This window comes from Oerskovia douganii, from assembly GCF_015142735.1.
In the GTDB taxonomy this organism is placed as follows: Bacteria; Actinomycetota; Actinomycetes; order Actinomycetales; family Cellulomonadaceae; genus Oerskovia; species Oerskovia douganii.
Map to the genome: position 1 here is coordinate 75241 of NZ_JACSPN010000008.1, position 16991 is coordinate 92231.

Below are 16991 nucleotides of genomic sequence, written 5' to 3' on the forward strand. Positions count from 1 at the left end.
ACCTCTACGTCGGCGAGGCGGCGAGGCTTAGTGGAACTGGGCGGTCTCGGTGGAGCCGGCGAGCGCGAGGGTGGCGCTGTCGGGGTTGAGTGCCGTGGCGACCCGGTCGAAGTAGCCGGTGCCGACCTCCCGCTGGTGGCGGGTGGCCGTGTATCCGTCGGACTCGGAGGCGAACTCGGCCTCCTGCAGCTCGACGTAGGCGCTCATCGCGCGGTCGTTGTACCCGCGGGCGAGCTCGAACATGGAGTGGGACACGGCGTGGAAGCCGGCCAGGGTGATGAACTGGAACGCGTAGCCCATCGCGGCGAGCTCCTTCTGGAAGCTCGCGATCTGGGCGTCGTCGAGGTGCTTCTTCCAGTTGAACGACGGCGAGCAGTTGTACGCGAGCTTCTTGTCGGGGTGCTGCGCGTGGATGGTCTCGGCGAACCGGCGGGCCAGCTCGAGGTCCGGCTCGCCCGTCTCGACCCAGATGAGGTCGGCGTAGGGGGCGTAGGCCAGGCCGCGCGAGACGACGGTGTCGATGCCCGGGCGCGTGCGGTAGAAGCCCTCGGCCGTGCGCTCGCCCGTGAGGAACTCCTGGTCGCGGGGGTCGACGTCGGACGTGATGAGGTCCGCGGCGAGCGCGTCGGTGCGGGCGATGATGACGGTCGGGACGCCCGCGACGTCCGCGGCGAGGCGGGCCGCGTTGAGGGTACGGATGTGCTGCGAGGTCGGGACGAGGACCTTGCCGCCCAGGTGGCCGCACTTCTTCTCGGACGCGAGCTGGTCCTCCCAGTGCACGCCCGCCGCGCCGGCCTCGATCATCGAGTGCATGAGCTCGTAGGCGTTGAGGGGACCGCCGAAGCCTGCCTCGGCGTCGGCGACGACGGGGGCGAGCCAGTCGCGCTCGGGCGTGGCGCCCGCGGAGGAGCCGGCGCGCTCGGCCGTCTCGATCTGGTCGGCGCGCAGGAGGGCGTTGTTGATGCGGCGCACGACGGCCGGGACCGAGTTCGCGGGGTAGAGCGACTGGTCGGGGTACGTCTGGCCCGACAGGTTGGCGTCGGCCGCGACCTGCCAGCCCGAGAGGTAGATGGCCTTGAGACCTGCGCGCACCTGCTGCACGGCCTGGTTGCCGGTCATGGCGCCGAGCGCGGCGACCCACTCCTCGGTGTGGATGAGGTCCCACAGCTTCTCCGCGCCGCGGCGGGCCAGGGTGCGCTCCTCGCGCACCGAGCCGCGCAGGGCCACGACGTCCTCGGCCGTGTAGTCGCGCTGCACGTCGGCCCAGCGGGGGTCGGTCGACCAGGACAGGGCGAGGTCGGCGGCGGACTGACGCTGGTCGCCGGGGCGTGTCGGTGCGTGCCCGGGGGTGTGGCCAGAGGGCGCGACGGGGGTCGTGACGGACTCTGCCCGGGCGGACGCGGTGCGCGGCGTCGCGTACTCGTTCTCGGAGCGGCGGCTGATGATGGGCGGGGTGGTCACGGGGTGCCTCCAGAGCTTCGTTGCGTGCGGTGGTACTCGATCCGGCGTCCCGCTCGGGAGGAGCGGTGGCCGTGGAACGACCTTCCTTCGCCACGCAAGGGGTCCACAAGGACTTCCTTGGCAGAAGAACTCCACTTCTTCTGTTGTGCGCAAGGAGTGACGTGTGTCACCCTCAGTCATGGCAACTGACCCCCGGTCGGCTCGGAAGATCCCCGTACGGCTCGGCGAGGCGCCGCCCGTCGGCACGCTGCCCGTCGAGGAGGAGGCCGACGCCCTCACGATCGGGCGCCGCGTCCGGCACCTGCGGACCGAGCGCGGCATGACCCTCGACGAGCTCGGCGCCGCGATCGGCCGCGCGCCCTCGCAGGTGTCCGTGATCGAGAACGGCCGTCGCGAACCCAAGTTCTCCCAGCTCCAGGCCATCGCCCGGGCCCTCGGCGCGAGCGTCGAGGACCTGCTCTCGGCCGAGCCGCCCACCCGCCGCGCAGCCCTCGAGATCGAGCTCGAGCGCGCACAGCGCGGCCCCCTGTTCGCCTCGCTCGGGCTGGGAGCGGTGCGGGTCGGCAAGTCGCTCCCGAGCGACGCGCTCGAGGCCATCGTGGGCCTCCAGCGCGAGCTCGAGCGCCTGCACACCGAGCGGGCCGCCACCCCCGAGGAGGCTCGCCGCGCCAACACCGAGCTCCGTGCGACCATGCGCGCCCAGGACAACCACTTCCCCGAGCTGGAGACGACCGCGCGCGAGCTGCTCGACGGCGTCGGGCACGCCCGCGGACCCATGTCGCAGCGCGTGGCCGCGGACCTCGCGACCCACCTGGGCTTCTCGCTGCACTACGTGCACGACCTGCCGCACTCGACCCGCTCGGTCATCGACCTGCGCCACCACCGCGTCTACCTGCCGAGCACGGGCACGCGCGCGTCGAGCGACCCGCGCTCGGCCCTGCTCCAGGCGCTCGCCTCGCACGTCCTGGGACACCACGAGCCGCGCGACTACGGCGAGTTCCTGCGCCAGCGCGTCGAGGCCAACTACCTGTCGGCCGCGCTCCTGCTGCCCGAGCGCGACGCCGTCAAGCTCCTCAAGGAGGCCAAGGACGACCGGTCGATCTCGGTCGAGGACCTGCGCGACGCGTTCTCGGTGTCCTACGAGACCGCGGCCCACCGCTTCACGAACCTCGCCACGACCCACCTGGGCGTGCCCGTGCACTTCATGAAGATCCACGAGTCGGGGATCATCCACAAGGCCTACGAGAACGACGGCGTGCGCTTCCCCGCGGACCCGCTCGGCGCGGTCGAGGGCCAGTACGTGTGCCGGAACTGGACCGCCCGCACGGTCTTCGCGGTCGAGGACCGCCTGAGCCCGTTCAGCCAGTACACCGACACCCCGACCGGCACGTACTGGTGCACCTCGCGCGTCCAGGACTCCGACGACGGCCAGTTCTCGGTGAGCGTGGGCGTGCCGTTCGGGCACGTCAAGTGGTTCCGCGGGCGTGAGACGACCGAGCGGACGGTCTCGCGCTGCCCCGACGAGTCGTGCTGCCGACGCCCGCCCGCCGCGCTGACCGAGCGCTGGGCGGACCGGTCGTGGCCGAGCGCTCGCCCGCACGCGAGCATGCTCGCCGCGATGCCCGTGGGGGCGTTCCCGGGCGTGGACCAGACCGAGGTGTTCCGGTTCCTGGAGGCGCACGCGCCGGCCCTGCGGTGAGTCGGGACGCGGGTCAGGCCAGGCGGGGGAAGGTCGGCACGGGCGGGCCCACGCGGTCACGCCCGGCCGCCTGCCTGTCTGCCGTCGCGGCCGGGAAGAGCTGCTCGCGCAGGCGCGCGGCGCCATCGGGCACGAACGGCGAGAGCTCGGCGGCCACCACGCGGCACGCCTCGACGAGCCGCGCGAGGACCTCGTCGAGCCGCTCGCCCGCGCCGGGCTCCCCGGCCCGCTCGCGCACCGCGAGCTCCCACGGCTTCTCGGCGTTCAGGTACCGGTTGGCCGCGTCGACGATGCGCCGCACGGCCCCGGTCGCGGCCCGCAGGTCGGCATCGGCGAGGGCGGCGTCCACGGTCTCCTGCACCTGCCCGACGGCGGAGCCCAGCTCGCCGGGTCCCGTCGCCAGGGCGTGGGGCAGCGCGGGCACGACGCCGTCCCGGGACCGGTGCACGAGCGTGAGCGTGCGGTTGACCAGGTTGCCCACGCCGTTCGAGAGCTCGTCGTCGTGCCGGGCCACGAGACGCTCGATCGTGAACTCGGCGTCGCCCAGGAGCGGGACCTCGCGCGCGAACCACCAGCGCAGCGCGTCGGTGCCGTAAGCGTCCACGAGCCTGACGGGGTGCACCGCGGTGCCTGCGGACTTGGCGAGCTTGGCGCCCCCGGCCGTGACGTAGTCGTGCACGTGGATCGTGGTGGGCAGCGGCTCGCCCGCCGAGAGCAGGAGCGCGAGCCAGTAGACCGCGTGGAAGCGCGTGATGCCCTTGCCGATCACGTGCACGCGTTCGTCGCCACCGGACCACCAGGCGCGGTAGTCGTCCGCGGCGCCCGGATCGGCCGGGTCGGAGCCGTAGCCCAGCGCGGTGACGTAGTTGGTCAGCGCGTCCCACCACACGTAGACCACCTGCGACGGGTCGCCCGGGACGGGGACGCCCCACCCGTCCGAGCGGGTCGCGGGCCGCGAGACGCTGAAGTCCTCGAGCCCGGCATCGAGGAACGCGAGGACCTCGTTGCGCTTGGCGGCCGGGTTGACGCGCACGCGCCCCGACGCGATCTCGTCGCGGACCCGGGCGGCGTGGCGCGAGAGACGGAAGAACCAGTTCTCCTCGACGACGTGCTCGGGCAGAGGTGCGTGCTCGCCGCAGCGGCCCGAGGCGTCGAGCTCCTCGGGGGCGTAGAACTGCTCGCAGCCCGCGCAGTACAGGCCGTCGTAGGAGCGGCGGTAGAAGTCGCCCGCCTCGGCGCAGCGCCGCCACAGTGCCTCGACGCCCGGTCGGTGGCGGGGGTCGGCCGACGTCGACAGGAAGTCGTCCGTGGACAGCGACAGCGCGGAGCGCAGGTCCCGGAAGTCCTGGACGCGCTCGGTGACGAACTCCCCGACGGTGCGGCCTGCGGCCCGGGCGGCCGCCACGTTCTTCAGGGCGTGGTCGTCGGTGCCGGTCAGGAATCGGGTCGGGCGCCCGCGCAGTCGCGCGTGGCGGGCCAGGACATCGGTCTGGACGAGCTCGAGCGCATGGCCGAGGTGCGGGTCGCCGTTGACGTAGGGGATCGCCGTCGTGACGTAGAAGGTGGGGCGGCTGGTTGCCTGGGCGGTCGAGGTGGGCATGGGAAGGTTCCTCACTGCGGTGCGTGTCTGCTGTGGTACCTCGACCGCACCGGGCCCGGACGCACGAAAGGCCTCGCTGCAGCGAGGCCTTGGGTGGTGGAGCGCGTGGTCAGCGCATCACGAGGGGCCCCGGGTGGGGCGCATCATGACGGTCGACGAGCAGCTCATGGCCCGACCCTAGCAGGGTCCGGGAGCGGGGGAGGGGCTCCCGGCGCCCGCGTGCGAGCAGTCGAGGGCCGTGCCTACGGTGGCGGGCCCGAGGGTGCCGGGCGCCACGAGCGACCGGCGGTCCCCGGGTCGACGAGCCGATGCCCCGACCGAAGGGAATTTCCATGAGTGCGCGACGAACCCCCGACCAGGCACCTCCGGCGGACGTGAGCCCCACGGGCGTCCCGGCCGACCAGCGGGACCCGGACCCCCGCGCCCAGCAGGGCGACCGGCTGACCACGGCCCAGGGGCTGCGCGTCCACGACACGGACCACTCGCTCAAGGCCGGGCCTCGCGGCCCGGTGCTGCTCGAGGACCATCATCTGCGCGAGAAGATCACGCACTTCGACCACGAGCGCATCCCGGAGCGGGTCGTGCACGCACGGGGAGCTGCCGCGCACGGCGTCTTCACGTCGTACGGGAACGCCTCGGCGGTCACCAAGGCGGGTTTCCTCGCGCAGGAGGGCACGGAGACCGAGGTCTTCGTGCGCTTCTCGACGGTCGCGGGGTCGCGGGGCTCGGCGGACACGGTGCGTGACGTCCGGGGCTTCTCGACGAAGTTCTACACCGACGAGGGCGTGTACGACCTGGTCGGCAACGTGATCCCCGTGTTCTTCGTCCAGGACGCGATCAAGTTTCCGGACCTGATCCACGCGGTCAAGCCCGAGCCGGACCGTGAGATCCCGCAGGCGCAGAGCGCGCACGACACGTTCTGGGACTTCGTGTCCCGGCACACCGAGGCCCAGCACACGACCATGTGGGTCATGTCGCCGCGCGGGCTCGCGGCGTCGTACCGGACGACCGAGGGGTTCGGGGTCCACACCTTCCGCATGGAGAACGCGGCGGGCGAGACCTCGCTCGTGAAGTTCCACTGGAAGCCCGTGGCAGGCGTGCACAACATGGTCTGGGAGGAGGCGCAGCTCGCGGCGGGCTTCGACCCCGACTTCCACCGGCGCGACCTGGCCGACGCGATCGAGGCGGGCGCGTTCCCCGAGTGGGAGCTGGGCCTGCAGGTCATGCCCGACACCCCGGACGAGACGTTCATGGGCATCGACCTCCTGGACCCGACCAAGATCGTGCCCGAGGAGCTGTGCCCGGTGCAGAAGGTCGGGCGGCTGCGGCTCACCGCGAACCCGTCGAACTACTTCGCCGAGACGGAGCAGGTCGCGTTCCACCCGGGCCACCTGGTGCCCGGGATCCAGGTCACCAACGACCCCTTGCTCCAGGGGCGCCTGTTCTCCTACCTGGACACGCAGATCAGCCGCCTGGGCGGACCGAACTTCGCGCAGCTCCCTATCAACCGCCCGCACGCCCCCGTCGACGACATGCTGCGTGACGGGATGCACCAGACCGCGGTCCACGAGGGACTCGGGACGTACCAGCCGAACAGCCTGGCCGGCGGCCTCCCGGCGGTGTGCCCCGTGAGCGACCCGGGGGTGTTCGTGACGCTCCCGACCCCGGTGGCGGGCGAGAAGGTCCGGGAGAACCCCGTGTCGTTCGCCGACCACTTCACGCAGCCGCGCATGTTCTGGAACTCGCTCACGCCGATCGAGCAGACGCAGACCGTGGCCGCCTACACGTTCGAGCTCGGCAAGTGCGAGAGCGAGGACGTCCGGGTGCACCAGCTGCGGGCCCTGGCGAAGATCGACGCCGACCTGGTCGCGCGCGTCGCCGCAGGCCTGGGCCTGGCGGTCCCCGAGGGCGAGCCGGGCGACGGTCGCGAGGGTGCGGGCGAGGGCCCGGGGGCGGGCGAGCCCGACGGCGTCACGCGAACGGCCGCGATCTCGGAGGTCAGCGACGTGCCCGGGCCGATCGCGGGGAGGAACGTCGGCGTCTTCGTGGGTGACGGCGCGGGCGACGGGTTCGGGGCCCTGCGGGAGCGTGTCGAGGCCACGCAGGCCCTGCTCAAGGTGGTCGCGTCGCACGGCGGGACGGTAGGGGCCGGGGACGGCGCGCTCGCGGTGGACCGCACTCCCGCGACGGTCCGCTCGATCGAGCTCGACGCCGTGGTGATCGCCGACGGGGCCGCCGGGTCGGCGCTCGCGGCGCACCCGCGGACGCGGACGGTGCTGGAGGAGGCCTTCCGCCACGGCAAGGCGATCGCGGCCTGGGGTGACGGGGTGGACGTCCTGGTCGCCGCCGGGATCGACACCGAGGCCGAGGGTGTCCTGACGTCCGTGGCGCTGACCGACGACCTCCTCGACCGCCTGGTCGAGGCCGTGGGTCTGCACCGCGCGTGGGGCAGGCTCTCGGCGCTCGAGGCCGCTGGCACGCAGGCCTGGTAGCGGCCTCGGGCCACGCCCCACCCGGCCCGACGACGGAGCGCGCCTTCCTGCGGGAGGTGCGCTCCGCCGTCGGGCCGGGAGGGGCTGCTCAGCTCGTCGAGCTCTCGACCGTCGTCTGCTCGGCCCGCATCAGGTCCTTGAGCCGTGCGGTGTCGGCGTCGTCCCACCCGTCGGGGGCGTTGAGCGCCGACCAGCCGTCCGCGTACTCGAGGTAGTAGACGTGCCCGTGGCCGGGCGGGATGTCGGAGGCGGCGGCGACGAAGAGGTCGCCCGTGAGCTGCCAGAACGTGACGAACGGCCGCCACTCGACGGCGTCGAGCACGTCGGGGCCGCGGGGTTCGCGCATCCAGTCGGGCTCGGACCAGAGGGTCGTGGGGGACCACCACGTGACCCCGTCGGACGCGTGCTGGACGTACACGACGCGTGGGGTCTCCCACGTGCCCGGCACGTCCCAGACGTTGGCAGCGCTCGACACCTCGGTGCCCCAGCGGACCTGGCGTCCCTCCTCGTACACGGGCGAGTACTCGAGCGAGCCGGGGTCGCGGTTCGTCGTGAAGTACGTCCAGTTGGGCGTGAAGTTGGGCGTGCCCACGAACATCGCGCCGTCGGTGCGGGTCGTCATGTCCTGCAGCCCGCTGAACGCGCCCTGCGCGCCGAACGAGCCGAGCGAGATGCCGAACGCCATGAGCTGCGGCCGTGAGTCCGCGGGCTGGGCGGACCACGCCTGGTACACGGCCTCGTAGAGGGCCTTGCCGGCGTCGGGCGGGGTGCTGCGGTCGCCCACGAAGCTGATCCAGCTCGGCAGGTAGGAGTACTGCATCGAGGCGATCGCGGTGTCGCCGCCGTGCATGAGCTCGAGCGAGCTGCTCATGCCGGGGTCCACCCAGCCGGTGCCCGTCGTGGTGGCCACGACCAGGACCGAGCGGTCCCAGGCGTTCGTGCGGTCGAGCTCGTCGACCACGCGCTGCGCGGTCGCCTCGAGGTCGCCCGCGGGGTCGAGGCCCGCGTACACGCGGATGGGCTCGCGGACGTCGGCCGGGTCGATCACGTCGCCGCCCGCGGCGAACTCGGTCAGCTCGGCCTGCGTCGGGCCCAGCGCCACGAACCGGCGCCCCTCGGCGCCGAGCGACTCCCAGGACGAGCCGGACCCGGGCGAGCCCGAGCGGTCGGGGGACGTGGGCGGCGTGAGGTCGGGGTCGATCTTCTCGTTGGCGGTCGCGTAGACGTTGTTGAGCATGTGCAGCACGCCGGCCCAGATGACGCCGTTGAACAGCAGCACCACGACGACCGCGACGATCAGGCCGCTCAGGAACCGGGCGACGGGCTTGGGCACGACGTTGTCGACGAGCAGGCTGACCCACTGCGCGACGCGGCGCAGCGCTCGGGCGACCTGGAGCACGGCGAGCGCGACGAGGACCGCGACGAACACGACGACGACGTCGTTGGCGGGCGCCTGCTCGGGCATGCCGAACAGGGCGCGCAGCTCGTGCTGCCAGCGCGCGCCGAGGACCAGGAAGAGCGGCACCAGGACGAGGGTCGCGGCGCCGAGGACCCACCAGGCGATGCGGCTCACGCGCGGGCTCCAGCGGATCCGCAGCCCCACCTTGAGGGCGAACCACTCGACGAACGCGCCGATCCCGTACCCGCCGACCATGCTCATGCCCGTGATGAGCGCCTGGTAGTACCAGGCGCGGGGGATGAGCGAGGGCGTGAGCGAGTAGCAGAAGAACAGCAGGGCGAGCACGAGCCCGGTCGTGGAGAAACGTCGGAGGTAGTGCTGGAGCCACGCCCAGGCCCGACGGCGCAGCGGCGGCCGGGCGCTCGGGTCCGCGCCGGGGGGCGGGCCTGCGGTCGCTGGGGCGGGGTCGGGTGTGGTCGTCGCCAGGGGGCGGACCGTGGTCCGGGCGGCGCTCGCCGCCCGGTCGCTCGGGGCGTCCTCGGACCGGCGCGTGGCGTCTGGCTGCACGGTTGCGATCGTACGGGGCTGGGGGGATCGCGCCACCGCGAGCGAGGCGGGCCCCGCGGGGCCCGCGACGCTCACGGCAGGTAGCCGCCGATGAGGCCGTCGACCCATGCCTGCTTGTCGGCGCCCGAGCAGTCGCTCGTGTAGTTGACCCACGAGGCGCCGAAGCGGAGCGCGACGCAGTCGGCGACCTTCTCGCTCGCGTTGCTGCCGAACGCCCCTGCCATGAGGCCGTCGATCTGCGACCACGACATCCCGTGCGCCGCCATGAGGCGACCCTGGTAGATGTGCGCCATCTCGTGGCGGATCACGTCCTTGGTCTTCGACGTCTGGTCGCCCAGCCGGGTCGCGTTGACCAGGATGGTCGACGTGTTGCCCTTCCACACGCCGCCGAGGTGGCCGGCGAGGCCGGGGTCGTCCCACGAGAGCGAGACCCCGCCGTTGCCGGGGAGCCCGCGCAGGGTCGCCTCGCCGACCTCACGGATCGAGCGGGCCGGGGCAGCCGGTGCCGCGGGCGTGGCAGCCTGTTCCGCGACCGCGGCGCGGGCGGCCTGCTCGTCGGCGGCGCGCTTCGCCGCTGCGGCCTGCTCCGCCGCCACCTTCTCGGCCGCGACGCGCGCGGCCTCCGCCGCGGCTGCCTCGGCTGCTGCGGCCTGCTCGGCGGCGAGCCGCTCGGCCTCGAGCCGTTCCGCCTCGATCCGCGCGGCCTCCGCGGCGGCGGCCTCTGCCTGCTCGACGTCGTACCGGGTGGCCGCCTGGCGGACCTGGGCGTCGAGGCGCTCGGTGCGCTCGACGGCGGCACGGAGCCGCACGAGGCTCCGGACGAGGAGGGGGCGCGGTGCCTGTGCCGTGCTCGCGGCCTGGGCGGTCACATCGCCGGTCGCGCGGTCCAGGGCGCTGCGCAGGACCTCGTCGACCTTGCCGGCGGACCGCTCGTGGGTGAGCACCGCGCGCTCGACGAGCCGGGTGGCCCGGGCGTGCGCCTGCGCACGCTCTGCGTCCCGGGTGTCGACGGCGACCGCCGCGGTGCCGTCGGTCGCGGACGCCGGGGAGTCGCCGCCGCGGACGGTCGCCGTCGCGCTCACGAGCGTCACGACGAGGGCGACACCCACGAGCCGCCACCCGACGGATCGGCTGCGGGGTCGCCTGGCGGCCGAGGTCGAGCAGCGGCAGGTGTCCCCGTCGCACGTGGCCTCGCACGAGCGGGCGTCGGTCGGGTCGAGGGAGTCGCGCATGACTCCTCAATGCAGGAACGGTCGCGCTCAGCAGGTCCCGTCCGCGTCGGTGCCCGTCGGTGCCCGTCGGTGCCCGTCGGTGCCGGCGGACCCGTGGTCAGCGCTCGTCGTCCGTGGTGTCGCCGATGTACGTCGTGACGTCGTCGGGCAGACCGTCCTCGTTCATGTCGTCCGACCGCTTGCGCCGGGCGTCCCACCGCAGCGCGGTCGCGGCGAGCAGGGCCGAGGCGACCGACGCGAGGAGCACCGCGGCCTTGGCCGACTCGGTGTGCGCGGTGTCGGGGAACGACAGCTCGGCGATGAGGAGCGAGACCGTGAAGCCGATGCCCGCGAGCAGGCCCACGGGCAGCAGGTCGCGCACCCCGATGCCGGGGGCCAGGCGCAGGGGCGTGAGCCTCGTGACGAGCGCGGTGACGCCGAGCACGCCGATGCCCTTGCCGATCACGAGCCCGGCGATGATGCCGATCGCGACGGGCTGGCCGATCATCTCCCCGATCCCGCCGCCGTCGACGAGCGAGACGCCCGCCGCGAAGAACGCGAAGATCGGCAGCGCGATCCCGGCGGAGATCGGCTTGATGCGGTGCTCGTACCGGTGGGTCCGGGAGGTCCGCTCGCCGTGGATCGCGAGGGCGGGGACCGTGAAACCGAGGAGGACGCCCGCGACGGTCGCGTGGATGCCGGACGCGTGGACGAGCGCCCACACGACGACCGCGAGGGGCAGCAGGAGCCACCAGTGCGTGCGGCGGCGGCGCACCAGGACGGCGAACAGCGCGACGCCCACGAGCGCGACGCCCAGCGGCGCCCAGTGCAGGGTGTCGGTGTAGAACACGGCGATGACGACGATCGCGAGCAGGTCGTCGACCACGGCGAGCGTCAGGAGGAAGGTGCGGATCGCCGTCGGGAGCCCGCGGCCGAACACCGCGAGGACAGCGAGCGCGAACGCGATGTCGGTCGCGGTCGGGATCGCCCAGCCGTGCACGGCGTCCGCGCCCCCGCCCCACAGGGCGACGCTCACGAAGATGATCGCGGGCACGACCATGCCGCCCACGGCCGCGAGCATGGGCACGCCCGCCTCGCGCGGGTTGCGCAGCGAGCCGGCGACGAACTCCTGCTTGAGCTCGACGCCCACGACGAAGAAGAAGATCGCGAGCAGGCCGTCGGCGGCCCACGTGGACAGCGAGAGGTCCAGGTGCAGCGCCTCGGGGCCGATCGTGAAGGCCGCGAGGTCGAAGTACGCCGCACGCCAGGGCGAGTTGGCCCACAGCAGCGCGAGGACCGCGGCGCCGATCAGCAGCGCCCCACCCGTGGTCTCGCGGGTCACCCAGCGCTTCCAGCGGCGTGCGGCGCTCGGCCGGGTGGTCGCGGGAGGGACGGCGCCCGACGCCGTCGCGCCCGTCGGGGCACCCGTGCCGCCCTGCGGGTGGGCCGGGACGGGCGACGGGGAGGCCTCGCGGGGGGTCTCGTCCGGGGTGGGGGTGTGCTCGTGCGTGCTCACAGGTCTCCTGCGGTTGAGGGGTCGTCGACGTCACGCCGACCAGACTTCCCGGCACACCAGCGTCCCATCGTACGGGGTGCGTGGCTCGGCGGGTGAGCCCGTGGCGCACGGCGGGCCGACCGGCTCGGTCAGCCCGGATCCTCCACCAGTGCGGCCAGCCGGGTCACGGTGTTCCAGTTCCTCGCCGTGCCCCACACCCCGAGCGTCCGGAGCAGCACCGCGGGCGTCAGCCTCGAGGTCCCGACCCCGCCCTCGTACCAGGTGTAGCTCACGCGCCCCGACCACGCCATGTGCTCGACGCCGTACCGCGCCGGGTCCAGGGCGGCGAGCCGGTCCGGCGTGGGCGCGTGGGGGTGGAAGGCCAGCAGCAGGTGGGAGGGATCCGCCCGGGCCGCCTCGGGGAACGGGTTGTCCGCGACCGCCGCCGCCAGCTCCGCAGCGGTCAGCGTGAGCACGTCGACGTCCAGACCCAGCCGCTCGCGCAGGCCTGCGCGGACGAGGTGCGTGACGTCGTCGGGCCCCGTGATCCCCGACGTCCCCGGCGCGACGACGAGGTTCCCGCTCGCGAGGAGCGTGCGCGCTCCCGCGAACCCCGCGTCCTGCGCGACCGCGCGCAGGTCCGCCGACGGGACCTTGCGGCCCCCGCCCACGTTGACGCCCCGCAGGAGCACGGCGAACCCCGACGTCATGGGCTCAGCCCAGCAGGTCGCGCGCGGACACGGGCGCCACGGCGGGGGCCACCGCGACCGGAGGGCGCACCACGCAGCGGAAGCCGATGTGGCTCGTCGCGGTGTCGACCGCCTGCGGCGACCGGGCCGCGGGGCGGTAGCGCAGGCAGTACTCCGGCGCGCACAGGTGCGAGCCGCCCTTGAGCACCATGCGGGGGATCGTCGAGCCGGGCTCGGCGCTCGCGGCCGCACGCGGGTCCGGTGCGTCGCCGGACCCGGCGCTCGTGCGGTCGGGGTGCTCGCCGGGCCCGTCCTGCGCCGCGCCCGTCAGGACGTACGCGGGGATCTCGACCGTGAGGGCGGCGCGGGCCGCCGCGACCTCGGCGGCCGAGCGTGCCCGTCCGGCGTGGTCGGGCGTGTAGTACGACGTGGTCCACTCCCAGACGTTGCCCGTCATGTCGACCAGGCCGTACCCGTTCGCGGGGAACGTCCCGACGGGGCTCGTCCCGACCCACCCCTGCGCGCCCGTGTTGCGGTGGGGGAACGAGCCCTGCCAGTGGTTCGCGAGCAGCTCGCCGTCCGGGCGGTGCTCGTCGCCCCACGCGAACCGGGCGCCGTCGAGCCCACCGCGGGCCGCGTACTCCCACTCGGCCTCGGTCGGCAGCGACCGTCCTGCCCACGTCGCGTACGCCTGGGCGTCCTCGAACGAGACCTGCACGACCGGGTGGTCCTCGCGGCCCTCGACCGACGTGCCCGGCCCGTGCGGCGCGTCCCACCGTGCGCCGGGTCGCCACCGCCACCACTGCTGCGAGTCCGCGAGGTCGACGGGGCCGGTCGTGGGCGTGAACACGAGCGCTCCGGGCACGAGGTCCTCGGTCGCGACGCCGGGGTAGTCGGCGGGGTCGAGCGCGCGCTCGGCGACGGTCACGTACCCCGTCGCGGCGACGAACGCGGCGAACTGCGCGTTGGTCACGGGGTGCGCCTCGATCTCGAACGCGGCGACCGTCGCCTCGTGGGCCGGCGCCTCGTCGGGGTAGAACTCGGTCGAGCCCATGCGGAACGAGCCGCCCGGCAGGGGGACCAGGGGCGAGAGCCCGGCCGGGGCGTCGGCGTGCGCGAGCGTCGTCTCACCCTTCGGTCCACCTGTCGTGCGCGCTGCCTGCGCCGTGCCCGCTGTCCTGTCCATGCGTCTCCTCGTGTCGAGCTCGTCCTCGATGCCGTCCCGGTGTCGTCGGCGGCCGGGACCCGGCGTGCGCAAGGCCTCCCCAGGATGGTGCAGTCGTCGCTCTGACCTGCGACGACACCCGTCCGACAGGGGAGCCCCGGGCTGCTTCCCCCGACCCTAGCGCCGGGCACGTGCGTCCGTCAGCCCCGGACCTCCGGGGGACGCGCAGCCCGGGCGGTCCGGGTGCTCGCCGTGATGCCGCTCACGGGAGGGCGAACCCCCTCGACCAGACCGTTGCCCGAGGCGTATATTCCAGCCGGAGTATTCCGTCAGGGGTGAGCACGAGGAGGCGACATGGCACGCAAGGAGCTCTCCGCTGCCGCCCTGCTCCTCCTCGGGCTGCTCCACGAGCAGCCCATGCACCCCTACCAGGTCCACCAGACGCTCAAGCAGCGGGGCGACGACCGGCTCGCGAGCATCACCCCGGGCTCGGTCTACCACGCCATGGAACGGCTCGAGTCCGACGGGCTCGTCGAGGTCGTCGGCACCGACCGCGAGGGCAACCGGCCCCAGCGGACCACCTACCGCCTGACCGATGCAGGACGCGAGGTCTTCGCGGCCCGCACGGCCCGGCTGCTCGGTGAGCCGCGGCGCGAGCACCCCTGGTTCCCGCTCGCACTGTCCCAGGCCCACGCGATCGACCGGGCGAGCGCCCTCACGGCGCTGCGTGCCCGTCGCGCCGCGCTGGCCGACGAGCTCACCGCCTGGACCCGCAGGTACGACGACGTGCGGAGCCACGGGCTGCCCCGTCGCCTCCTGCTCGACGTCGAGCACGACCTCCACCGGATCGAGTCGGAGCTCACCTGGCTCGACGGCCTGCTGGCCGACCTCGACTCCGGCGCCCTGGACTGGGACGAACCCGTCCCGCAGTCCTTCCGCGACTTCGTCGCCGCCCGCTCGCGGGCCCAGGCCACGGACCACGTGCCCTGACCTTCCGCCGGGATCGCGCCCGGCGAGCGGCTGCTCGCGCAGCCTCCCGAACACACTTCTCCGACCTCAGAGGACCCCATGACCACGACCCCTCCCTCAGGGAGCCTGCCCGCGACCGGTGACCCGGCGTCGAGCGCTGCGGCGCCGTCGGCCACGGCCACCGCTCCCGCGGGCCCCGCGTCGGGCGCTCCCGCCGGACCCCCGCTCGTCGACCTCGGCGGGCGCAGCCCGTGGAGCATCCTCCCGGCCCTGTGCCTGGGCTTCTTCATGATCATGGTCGACACCACGATCGTGAACATCGCGGTGCCCACGCTCGTCGACACGTTCGACACGACCCTGACCGCGGTGGGCTGGGTCAACAGCGCCTACCTGCTCACGTACGCGGTGCTGCTCCTGCTGGCCGGTCGCCTGGGCGACCGGTTCGGCCCCAGGCCCGTGTTCGTCCTGGGGCTCGTCGTCTTCACGCTCTCCTCGCTGTGGTGCGGGCTCTCCGGGTCCGTCGAGATGCTCATCGTGGCCCGCGCGGTCCAGGGCGTGGGTGCCGCGCTCATGACCCCGCAGACCATGTCGATGATCACGCGCGTCTTCCCGCCGCGTCAGCGCGGTGCGGCGATGGGGCTGTGGGGCGCGGTCGCGGGCGTCGCGACCATCGCGGGCCCGCTGCTCGGCGGCGTGTTCGTCGAGACCTGGGGCTGGGAGTGGATCTTCTTCGTCAACATCCCCGTGGGGGTCGTGGCCCTGGTCCTGGCCCTGCGCAGCCTGCCGTCCCTGCCGACCAGCAAGCGCAGCTTCGACATGATCGGCGTCGCGCTCTCGATCGTGGGGCTGTTCCTGTTCGTGTTCGGCCTGCAGGAGGGCGAGACGTACCACTGGGGCACGGTCGTGGGCCCGCTGAGCATCTGGACGATCATCGGCCTGGGCGTCCTGGTGCTCGCGGCGTTCGTGCTGTGGCAGCGGCACCTCGGTGAGCGCGCGCTCCTGCCGCTCACGCTGTTCCACTCGCGCAACTTCTCGCTCGCGAACGTGTCCGGCATGGCCGTGTCGTTCGGCATGATCGGGATCTTCTTCCCGCTGACGATCTTCCTGCAGTCGATCCTGGGTCTCTCTCCCCTCGAGGCAGCGCTCATCAACCTGCCCGGCTCGCTCGTGTCCGGCGTCGTGGCGCCGTTCGCGGGCCGCCTCTCGGACCGGGTCCCGGGCAAGTGGGTCGTGGCCTCGGGCTTCGCGCTGCTCTCGGCCTCGGTCGTGTGGCTGAGCGTCGCGGCGACGCCCGACGCGAGCGTCTGGGCGATCGTCGCGCCCATGACCCTGTTCGGGATCGGGACGGGCGCGCTGTTCTCGCCGCTCGCGAACCTCGCGACCTCGGGGCTCGACCACCGCACGGCCGGGGCGGGCGCGGGCGCGTTCAACACGTTCCGCCAGGTGGGCGGCGTGATCGGCTCGGCCGCGATCGTCGCGACGCTCACGAGCAGGCTCTCGGCGACCCTGCCGGCCGCCGCGCGCGACGCGTCGACGGCCCTGCCTGCCGAGCTCCGCCAGCAGTTCGTCGACGGGTTCGCCGCGGCGGGCGGCTCGCTCACCGGGGGAGCGCAGGGCATGGAGCTGCCTGCGGGCATCCCGCCCGAGGCCGCCGAGCAGATCCGCCAGGCCGCGACCACCGCGCTGCACCAGGGGTTCTCGCTCGCGGTCGGCCAGACCCTGCTCGTCACGGCGGGGGTCCTCGTGATCGGGCTCGTCGCGGCGCTCAGCATGCGTGCCACGCACGTCGCGCACGCGGACTGAGCGCACCGGTCCGCGGGGCGCCCTGCCGTGCGGACCACGGCGGACCGGGCCCGACGGCGGCACGCGAGCGCCGTCGTCGGGCCGGCTCGCGCCGTGCCGGGCGCAGGTGCCCCGCCGGCCCCGCCCGGCCCCGCCCCGCCGCCGCCGGCCCCCCCCCCCCCCCCCCGGGGGGGGGGGGGGGACGCTCACGTGAACAGCTCGTGACATCTCGGACGCACGGCGTGTTGCCTCGACACGGGAGAACCGCACGGGCGTAGTTTCGAACGTGACGGACGACACACGTCGTCCTCCGGGAGGCCGTCCGATGGAGTCTTCGCTCCGTGCAGGAGGGCCGGCACCGGCCCTTCGTCGGCCGGTCGCCTGCCCTACCCAGCGAGAACGGCGCCGCGCGCCGGAGGGAGCCTGCTGTGGTCCGAACCGCCCCTGCTTCTGGAGCTGCAC

Annotated in this window: 11 protein-coding genes; 4 read left to right on the top strand and 7 right to left on the bottom strand. The window is 73.8% G+C overall.

The annotated features are described in order from the left end of the window. Positions 1-27 precede the first annotated feature (27 nt). Positions 28-1461 carry an isocitrate lyase gene (gene aceA / locus H9623_RS08320; protein ID WP_321575347.1) on the bottom strand — a complete coding sequence of 478 codons (1434 nt, stop codon included), beginning with the start codon at positions 1459-1461 and terminating at the stop codon, positions 28-30. A gap of 178 nt (positions 1462-1639) precedes the next feature. On the opposite strand from aceA, the gene H9623_RS08325 reads away from it, so the two are divergent. Further along, positions 1640-3160 carry a helix-turn-helix domain-containing protein gene (locus H9623_RS08325; protein ID WP_193719587.1) on the top strand — a complete coding sequence of 507 codons (1521 nt, stop codon included), beginning with the start codon at positions 1640-1642 and terminating at the stop codon, positions 3158-3160. A gap of 13 nt (positions 3161-3173) precedes the next feature. Here H9623_RS08325 and metG read toward each other — a convergent pair whose 3' ends face one another. Next, on the bottom strand, positions 3174-4760 hold the full coding sequence (gene metG, locus H9623_RS08330) for a methionine--tRNA ligase (RefSeq protein WP_193719588.1): 1587 nt from the start codon (positions 4758-4760) through the stop codon (positions 3174-3176). 332 nt (positions 4761-5092) lie between these two features. Here metG and H9623_RS08335 point away from each other — a divergent pair, with 332 nt between their 5' ends. Beyond that, positions 5093-7252, top strand: coding sequence for a catalase (locus H9623_RS08335; RefSeq protein WP_193719589.1), 2160 nt, complete (start codon positions 5093-5095; stop codon positions 7250-7252). 88 nt (positions 7253-7340) lie between these two features. On the opposite strand, the gene H9623_RS08340 is transcribed toward H9623_RS08335, so the two are convergent. The 5 genes from H9623_RS08340 to H9623_RS08360 all read right to left on the bottom strand — a co-directional run bounded on the left by H9623_RS08340 (position 7341) and on the right by H9623_RS08360 (position 13667). Then, a complete protein-coding gene (locus H9623_RS08340) occupies positions 7341-9218 on the bottom strand; it encodes an alpha/beta hydrolase (RefSeq protein WP_321575348.1) in 1878 nt (625 codons plus the stop codon). A 71-nt stretch (positions 9219-9289) separates the two neighbouring features. Next, positions 9290-10450: a hypothetical protein gene (locus tag H9623_RS08345; RefSeq protein ID WP_193719591.1), complete on the bottom strand. Its 1161-nt coding sequence runs from the start codon at positions 10448-10450 to the stop codon at positions 9290-9292. A gap of 97 nt (positions 10451-10547) precedes the next feature. Beyond that, positions 10548-11945, bottom strand: coding sequence for a Na+/H+ antiporter NhaA (gene nhaA, locus H9623_RS08350; protein ID WP_193719592.1), 1398 nt, complete (start codon positions 11943-11945; stop codon positions 10548-10550). 128 nt (positions 11946-12073) lie between these two features. Further along, positions 12074-12634 (bottom strand): DUF1697 domain-containing protein, encoded by a 561-nt coding sequence (locus H9623_RS08355; protein ID WP_193719593.1) that lies wholly within the window; start codon positions 12632-12634, stop codon positions 12074-12076. A 4-nt stretch (positions 12635-12638) separates the two neighbouring features. Then, positions 12639-13667 carry a formylglycine-generating enzyme family protein gene (locus H9623_RS08360; protein ID WP_407671874.1) on the bottom strand — a complete coding sequence of 343 codons (1029 nt, stop codon included), beginning with the start codon at positions 13665-13667 and terminating at the stop codon, positions 12639-12641. Positions 13668-14132: 465 nt separating this feature from the next. Here H9623_RS08360 and H9623_RS08365 point away from each other — a divergent pair, with 465 nt between their 5' ends. Next, on the top strand, positions 14133-14768 hold the full coding sequence (locus H9623_RS08365) for a PadR family transcriptional regulator (protein WP_193719595.1): 636 nt from the start codon (positions 14133-14135) through the stop codon (positions 14766-14768). Positions 14769-14846: 78 nt separating this feature from the next. Further along, positions 14847-16550, top strand: a complete 1704-nt coding sequence (locus H9623_RS08370; protein WP_193719596.1) for a DHA2 family efflux MFS transporter permease subunit — start codon at positions 14847-14849, stop codon at positions 16548-16550. Positions 16551-16991: the final 441 nt, after the last annotated feature.